At 43.0% G+C, this 7,889-nt stretch carries 10 protein-coding genes and 1 other annotated feature; all 10 genes read right to left on the reverse strand.

The window, feature by feature from the left end:
• Nucleotides 1–2: 2 nt before the first annotated feature.
• A complete protein-coding gene (locus EKM67_RS01565) occupies nucleotides 3–248 on the reverse strand; it encodes an exodeoxyribonuclease VII small subunit (protein WP_125576589.1) in 246 nt (81 codons plus the stop codon).
• 4 nt (nucleotides 249–252) lie between these two features.
• Nucleotides 253–1,608 carry an exodeoxyribonuclease VII large subunit gene (gene xseA / locus EKM67_RS01570; protein ID WP_125576591.1) on the reverse strand — a complete coding sequence of 452 codons (1,356 nt, stop codon included), beginning with the start codon at nucleotides 1,606–1,608 and terminating at the stop codon, nucleotides 253–255.
• A gap of 38 nt (nucleotides 1,609–1,646) precedes the next feature.
• Nucleotides 1,647–2,492: a bifunctional methylenetetrahydrofolate dehydrogenase/methenyltetrahydrofolate cyclohydrolase FolD gene (gene folD, locus EKM67_RS01575; RefSeq protein ID WP_125576593.1), complete on the reverse strand. Its 846-nt coding sequence runs from the start codon at nucleotides 2,490–2,492 to the stop codon at nucleotides 1,647–1,649.
• 99 nt (nucleotides 2,493–2,591) lie between these two features.
• The gene (nusB, locus tag EKM67_RS01580; protein WP_125576595.1) at nucleotides 2,592–3,047 is read right to left on the reverse strand and encodes a transcription antitermination factor NusB; all 456 of its coding nucleotides are present in this window, start codon (nucleotides 3,045–3,047) and stop codon (nucleotides 2,592–2,594) included.
• A 3-nt stretch (nucleotides 3,048–3,050) separates the two neighbouring features.
• On the reverse strand, nucleotides 3,051–3,512 hold the full coding sequence (locus tag EKM67_RS01585; RefSeq protein WP_125576597.1) for an Asp23/Gls24 family envelope stress response protein: 462 nt from the start codon (nucleotides 3,510–3,512) through the stop codon (nucleotides 3,051–3,053).
• An 11-nt stretch (nucleotides 3,513–3,523) separates the two neighbouring features.
• Entirely contained in the window at nucleotides 3,524–4,087 is a 564-nt protein-coding gene (gene efp, locus EKM67_RS01590) for an elongation factor P (RefSeq protein WP_125576599.1), read from the reverse strand.
• A 245-nt stretch (nucleotides 4,088–4,332) separates the two neighbouring features.
• Complete coding sequence (locus EKM67_RS01595; RefSeq protein ID WP_125576601.1) at nucleotides 4,333–5,397, reverse strand: M24 family metallopeptidase; 1,065 nt, start codon at nucleotides 5,395–5,397, stop codon at nucleotides 4,333–4,335.
• 445 nt (nucleotides 5,398–5,842) lie between these two features.
• On the reverse strand, nucleotides 5,843–6,139 hold the full coding sequence (gene rpmA / locus EKM67_RS01600; protein WP_125576603.1) for a 50S ribosomal protein L27: 297 nt from the start codon (nucleotides 6,137–6,139) through the stop codon (nucleotides 5,843–5,845).
• 23 nt (nucleotides 6,140–6,162) lie between these two features.
• Nucleotides 6,163–6,474 (reverse strand): 50S ribosomal protein L21, encoded by a 312-nt coding sequence (gene rplU / locus EKM67_RS01605; protein ID WP_125576605.1) that lies wholly within the window; start codon nucleotides 6,472–6,474, stop codon nucleotides 6,163–6,165.
• Between the two features lie 13 nt (nucleotides 6,475–6,487).
• Nucleotides 6,488–6,558: a sequence feature (ribosomal protein L21 leader region), on the reverse strand.
• Nucleotides 6,559–6,725: 167 nt separating this feature from the next.
• Nucleotides 6,726–7,463, reverse strand: coding sequence for a DUF554 domain-containing protein (locus EKM67_RS01610; protein WP_125576607.1), 738 nt, complete (start codon nucleotides 7,461–7,463; stop codon nucleotides 6,726–6,728).
• Nucleotides 7,464–7,889: the final 426 nt, after the last annotated feature.

The raw sequence follows: 7,889 nt of genomic DNA on the forward strand, positions 1-7,889 counted from the left end.
CATCAGTTCTCGTCATTAGTATCGGTAGCTTGTTCGTCGAGAAGTGATTCATCACCCTGCTCATTCACAACTTTAGTTAAGGTATCTTCGGCCTGCTTGAGCGTTTTTTCTAACGACTGCGATAATGTGATGCCATCTTTAAACTTCGCCAAGGCAGTCTCTAACGGCACGTTACCTTGCTCTAATTCGTTGACGATCTCAGTCAGTGCGGCTAAATCCGTTTCGAATGATTTCTTTTCTGTTGCCATTTACTTACTCCTCTGATTTTTGATCCTGTTTAGTGATGACCTGAGCTGCAAGTTGGCCATCTTGAAGATGTAGATTGAATGTTTGACCTTCTGTAAAATCAGTCACTTTGGTCAATGGTTGGTCATTGGTATCGCTGGCATAAGTATACCCCCGCGCCAAAGTTTTAAGTGGACTCAATTGGTCTAAGGCCGCCACTTGATGCTGAATAGCTTGCTCTTTTTGCTGTAAATCGACTTTGAAAGCACGTATCGCGCGTTGCTGCAGATTTTCAACTTGCATTTGTGCATTGGCGACTCGGTTAATTGGTGAGAGCCGCAATAAACGTTGAGTCGTCTGCTGAACCGATTGTTTTTTGATCTGCAAATAGTCCGTGCTGGCGCGATCAAAACGTTGCTTTAGCAGATCTAATTGTTGCGTGTAGCCTTGATACAACCGTTCCGGATGTTGAAATAAGAAACTCTTTTGTTGCTGCTCTAATCGTTGTCGCCATAAATGCAACGAACGTTGGAAACCATTGATCAGTTGGAAACGTTGCTGCTGAATCGACAACAAAATTTCACTAAGCTGTGGTGTGGCAAGTTCAGCAGCTGCCGTCGGTGTGGCAGCCCGGACATCCGCCACCAGATCAGCAATCGTGGTATCCGTTTCGTGACCCACGGATGAAATAATGGGGACTGGGCTTTCGACCATCGTGCGCGCAACAATTTCTTCGTTAAAGGGCCACAAGTCTTCGATCGAGCCACCGCCACGCCCAATAATAATCGTGTCAAAACCACCGAGTTGATAAATCTGATGCAATCGATCAACTAATGATTGCGCCGCAGCTTGCCCTTGAACAACTGCTGGAAAAAGCACCAACTGAACTTTAGGATCGCGGCGATGTGACGTCGTAATAATATCACGAATGACCGCGCCAGAGCGACTAGTAACAACCGCAATCCGTTGCGGATACTTGGGCAGTTCGCGTTTGTTCTGCGCAAAGACACCTTCAGCCGCTAATTTCTTCTTCAACTGTTCATATGCTTGATAGAGTGCGCCAACACCGACCGGCTCCATGCGCTCGACATAAATCTGGTAACTCCCAGACGATTCGTACAAACCCAAGCGACCAACGATCTGGACTTTCATCCCTTCTTCTGGGGTAAACTTAATTTTTTGAAACGCTGATTTAAACATAATCGCATTAATTTTGGCGTGATCATCTTTCAATGAGAAATATTGATGACTATTAGGACGCAACCGGAAGTTAGACAATTCGCCACTCAAATAGACCCGTTGTAAATACGGGTCAAAGTCAAATTTACGCTTCAAATAAGTTGTCAATTGTGTGACGGTCAAAAATTCAGAATCGTCTGCCATTTCTATTCACCTTTTTTAACTCAATTATTTCTCGGACTTTATATTAATCTCTTCTCAGCCAGATCGACGGTTTGACTGAGTAAGGCCGCGATCGTCATCGGCCCTACACCACCTGGAACCGGCGTGATGTAACTTGTCTGAGCTTGAACAGACGCAAAATCGACATCGCCCACCAACTTACCAGCGACCCGATTGGTGCCCACGTCGATCACAACTGCACCCGGCTTTACAAAATCAGCCGTCACAAATCGGGGCACGCCCAACGCTGCCACAATAATGTCAGCCTGCTGAGCAAGCTGGGCAATATTTTGTGTTTGCGAATGTGCAATCGTCACGGTGGCATTGGCAGCCAATAATAAAGCCGCCATGGGCCGACCAACGATCAAACTGCGACCGATCACGAGTGCCTGTTTACCGGCAACCGAAATTTGATACGTTGCTAGTAATTTCATGATCCCGGCTGCAGTCGCAGGAACTAATTCGGGTTGGCCAGACCACAATTTACCAAAGTTATAGGGATGAAATCCGTCGACATCTTTATGTGGATCGACCGCTAAAAGTACCGCTTCTTCATCGATTTGGGCAGGCAAAGGGAGTTGCACCAAAATACCATCGATAGCTGGATCGAGATTCAAAGACCGAATCACCGTCGACAATTCGGCTTGCGAAACATCCTCGGGTAATCGTCTCACTTCCGAATGAATGCCAATTTTTGTTGCTTGTTTAGCTTTATTGCGGACATAAATCTCACTTGCGGGATCATGACCGATCAAGACGACAGCCAATCCAGGCGTCACATTTCGTTCGAGTAATTGGCTAACTCTGATCTGCGTTTCCAACCGCCACTCTGCCGCAATTTTCTGACCATCAAGAATTGTACTCATGCGCATCAATTCCTCCCCTCAAAATAAAAACTGCCCGCTCAGCGCAGTAAACATGAAAGTCTACACTAGCCAAACAGTGGCAGTTATTAAGTCGTCTATTTACTTGCTTGCTTTGGAAATAAAAGTTGCTAAAACACCGTTAATGAACTTAGCTGATTGTTCATCACTAAATTCTTTAGCGAGTTGAATCGCCTCATCGATCGCCACAGCGTCGGGAACCGCCTCATGACTGATCTCATATAGACCTAATCGTAAAATGATCAGATCTGTTTTCGAGATTCGCTTCAATGTCCAGCCGCCCTTAAGCTTAGGAGTCAACTCAGCATCAAGTGTTTCTTGTGCGTCGGTCACACCAACAACTAATTTTTGAGCGTAGACCTGATTAGGGTCGGTTGCATCAATGGCAACAATTTCTTCATCCTCGAGATTGACCGTTGCAGAATCTGCGGCAATGACCATCTGAATCGCCTCATCGGCAGTTTGTTCTGGATTGCTTGTCATCACAAATAACGCTTGAAATGCAACAGAACGTGCTTGATGTCGATCTAATTGCATGAATTATTCACCCGCCGTTTGGTCAGCGGCTTTTTGATTCTGCTGGTCACTAATTGCGTCAGCGAAAAAAGTGCTTGGATCAATTTTTTCTGCTTTTTCAGGAATAATACCATCAACATGAATGTTAACTTCACCAAGCTCTAAATCAGTCATGTAATAAAGCTGCTCTTTAAGCAATTGTTGCATCGCCAAAGCTACCTTAGGTACAGAAACGCCATAGTTTAGGTAAACGTAGACATCCGCATTGATTTGATTGCCATCGACAGACAATTCAACGCCGCGACCGTGATCTTGCCGACCGAGGAGTACTTTGATACTGTTCGTCAGATTACCGCGCATTTCAAAAACACCATCAACTTGTTTAGCGGCAATTCCTAGAATCACTTCTAAAACTTGCGGTGCGATTTGAATGGTACCTGCTTGTGTGTCACTTTGCGTCAACAAAATATTTTGTTCTTCAGCCATTCCATGACCCCCTAGCTATTTGCTCTTGAAATATAACTACCATCACCAGTATTGATCGTCAAAACATCATCCACGTTAATGAAAAATGGTACTTGAACAACCAAGCCTGTTTCCATTGTTGCGGGTTTAGTCCCACCCGAAGAAGTATCGCCACGAATACCAGGTTCAGTTGCTGTAACGGTCAAGTCAACCGTATTAGGTAAATCAATACCTAACGTTTCTGCACCATGCATTTGAACACCAACCGTCATATTTTCTTTCAGGTATTTGAGCTCATCGCGAATTTCATCGCCTGGCAATTCTAACTGTTCATAAGTTGTGGTATCCATGAACACATAGTTTTCCCCATCAGCGTATAAATATTGCATTTGCTTACTATCGATCTGTGCCTTTTCAATCTTTTCAGTGGCACGGAAAGTTTTTTCCTGAACCGCACCCGTCCGCAAGTTCTTTAACTTAGAACGAACAAAAGCACTACCCTTACCAGGTTTAACATGCTGAAATTCAACGACCCGCCAAAGATCGCCATCAACTTGAATGGTCAAACCATTCTTAAAATTATTTACTGAAATCATAATTATGCCTCATTTACTATTGTTATGTCTACTATATCAAGCGAAGGTACAACATTGCAAGTCAGAGTGTGAAAAGTCATGGGTTGAAACTGAGGATTAACTTCGATCAACAGCTTTAGCCGTCCTTATTCACACGAGCTTAATTTTACACTTATCCATTATAGCAGAATTGTATGCAAAAAGCAGTCGCAAAAACGCAACTGCTTCTCTCTAGCATTAGTTATTAACCACACATATTTGTATAGCTATAGAATAATCAATTCATCTTTAGGTGATTGCGTCAAAACTTCGCAGCCAGAATCGGTGATCAATAAATCATCCTCGATCCGTACACCGCCGAGATTCTCAACATAGATCCCCGGCTCATCCGTTACCACGTTGCCAGCGACCAAAGGCTGTGCGTTATAAATTCCCCAAGCACCAGGGCCTTCATGAATATCCAACCCGATTCCATGACCAGTCCCATGACCAAAACTATAGCCTTGAGATTTAACATAATTATGGGCCACATCATTGATCAAACGTCCAGTAGCGCCCGGCGCACTGGCCTCGACCACTTTTTTATTGGCATCCAAAACGATTTGATAGATTTTTTTAGCTTCATCACCAGGATCACCAACGGCAATCGTCCGCGTCATATCAGACGTGTAACCACGATAGTAGCAGCCAAAATCAAACGTGACTAATTCACCGTTCTGAATTTTCTTATCGCTGGCAGTCCCATGAGGCCACGCAGAACGAAAACCTGAAGCCACGATGGTTTCGAAAGACGAACCAGAAGCACCGTGTTTGCGCATGAAATATTCCATTTCGGTGGCAACAGATAATTCAGTCATGCCCGCTTTAACGAATCCGAGCAGAAAATCAAAACAATCATCAGTAATTTTGATAGCCTGTTTTAATAATTCAATTTCACCAGCATCTTTAACTTCGCGCAATTGTTCAACCACACCAGTTGTGGCGACCAATTTAATTGATCCAAAAACTTTTGTTACGTCTTGAAATTCAGCATAGTTCAAATGAGTTGCTTCGAAACCGACAACCTGCATTTTGGCGGCAGCCGCCAATTTCTGTGCTTCACCAAAAACGCCCTTCTGATGTTCAACAATTTCAAAATCAGTCACTTGCTGCGCAGCCTGTTCTGTATAACGAGAGTCAGTTATAAAATACGCCTGCTCAGCACCGATCAACAACGCACTTTCATCGCCAGTAAAGCCGCTCAAATACGTCACGTTGCGGGCATCGGTAATTAAAAGCGCAGGAATTTTTTCCTGAGCCATTTTTGTTCTCAAATTTGCAAGTCTTGTCATGATAAACACACTTTCATTTAGCAATTTTCGAAAAATTAAAATCAAATCGAATTTATGCCATATTTTAGGCTACATTTTCAATCCTCGCAAGTTTATCTTTCGGGTTCGATGACAGTCGACCTACTCGGCGATTTGCAGATCGATGGTTTGATCAAAATATTTTTGTAATTCCGGCCGTTGATTATGGGAAACGAAAAAGACCATTTCATTTTAAATTCAGGTCATGAAAGTAAAACAACAATATCTAAATCTATCCAACCCAGACAGAAAAGCATCACTTCAATCGATGATCCACTATTCTTATCCGCAAACCAGAATCTTTCATCCCCCAGCCCTAACGCCACAAACCGAATGAGCCGTCAATGTCAGTTCTAGCCGACAAAAAATAACAAGCTACCAAAAAAGCCCAACCAGAATTGATCTGGTCGGGCTTTTTATACACGAATTACGCTTCTTGTGCGACTGCGACTGGTAAAACTGATACTTGTTTGCGATCTTTGCCGAGACGTTCGAATTTAACGACGCCATCAGTTAATGCAAATAAGGTGTCATCTCCACCGCGACCAACGTTAGTACCTGGATGAATCTTAGTACCGCGTTGACGATAAAGGATCGAACCAGCAGTAACGGTTTGTCCGTCGGCACGTTTAGAACCTAAACGACGACCAGCAGAGTTACGGCCGTTTGCACTGGAACCACCACCCTTATGGTGAGAGAAGAACTGTAAATTATGCATTTCCATTGCGATGCACCTCCGTCTACTATTTAAGCATTGATTGAGTCAATGACAACTTTTGTATATGGTTGACGATGACCCTTCTTTTGATGTTGATGTTTCTTTGGCTTGTACTTGTAAGTAACAACTTTCTTTTCACGGCCTTGTTTCTCAACAGTACCGACAACGCTAGCACCGTCAAGTGTTGGCGCGCCAACTTTAGTTGTTCCTTCGCCACCGACTAAGACAACTTCGTCAAAAGTTACCTTCTCGCCAGCATCTACGTCAAGCTTCTCAACATAAACAGCTTCTCCAGCTGCAACTTTATATTGTTTGCCACCAGTTTTAATAATTGCGTACATCTACGTGCACCTCCTATAATCTCAGACTCGCCAAAAGGGGCAGCTTGCGCTTTAAAACCCCTGATTGTGCGGTTGTAGCTGTGGAGTTCACAAATACAACTCACTCATTCTATCAAAAAATCCCACAAACTGCAACAACTTAGCGGGATTTCGTTGGAAATATTTGTATGAAACTTGTTTTGTAAATACTTCTTTAAATTCGAGAAAAAACAGACAATCTTTTTAAGATTGTCTGTTTTCTAAAATATTTTTTACAATAATGGTCCGATCCAGTTGATCCATACCCAGCTCAATGGTAATGCAACGATCATCGCCGGAATCATGTCCGCGGTCGGGAACATCAAGAGTTTGACCATCCGGAAACCCGTGGCCAACATCAACACGCCACCAACGGCTTTGAAATCTAAGATCATCGTTGGTGTCGTCAATGGGAAAATCAATCCTGCAAACATGAACAACAAACCAAAGATGACAAATTGTGGAACGGAAATAAGTGACACAACATAACCTAAGTTAGCCGCGAAAATAGCAGCCGTGAAGAAATCTAAGATCGATTTCGAAATCAAAATCGACGTATCGCCACTCATCCCTTCACTCAAAGCACCGTAAATTCCGGTACCACTCGCACAGAATAACACGATAACCGTGACCAATGTGGCATCAAAATCTGCAGCACTCATTTCAGAGTTAGAAGAATTCAAGCGTGGAAAAAGTTTGACGATCAAATTTTGCATCCATTTAGCCGCACGATTGATTTTATCGCCTAAATGAAACGCCAAGCCAATTCCAGTCCCGATAATGACTGAGAAAATAACGGCCGACATGTTTTTCATCGGTGCAATTGAGAAAATTCCCATTGTCATCGAACAAGCACCAAACACCATGTTCAAGCCATCCTTGAAACTTTTCGACATATGTTTGCCACCCAAAGCGCCAAATATACCACCGAATAATACTGATAATGCATTTATAGTCACACCAATTGGCATGAGCCTAACCTCCTGATAATTACTGATTTATTTGTATTGATCGAACAATGCAAAGGTAATTTTACCAGTGGTTTGGCGCAGAAACTATTCAACTTGGCGGATGGATTATGCCGAAATGGAATGGTGAGGGGAAATTCAAATCGTTGTACATAATATTGAGATATTAAAAGACCAATTTGTTCCATTCTTCTTGTGAAATTTCCTCGATTGGCGTATTGGTTCTTATTGCATATTCAATATCATTTTCCATTTTCACTATGCCCGCTTGTAATTCCTCTGGATAACTAGGAATATTCACCGGATTCCACCATCCCACTATTCGCTCGGGAAAATTAGTGTGGAAATGATTTTCATATCTTAGTTGGCTATACTCCTACTTAAGTAGACAAGCAAATAATCAAAGCTTGTACACTTAGGAAGGAGTTT

It is taken from the genome of Lapidilactobacillus mulanensis, from assembly GCF_003946215.1.
GTDB classification, from domain to species: Bacteria; Bacillota; Bacilli; order Lactobacillales; family Lactobacillaceae; genus Lapidilactobacillus; species Lapidilactobacillus mulanensis.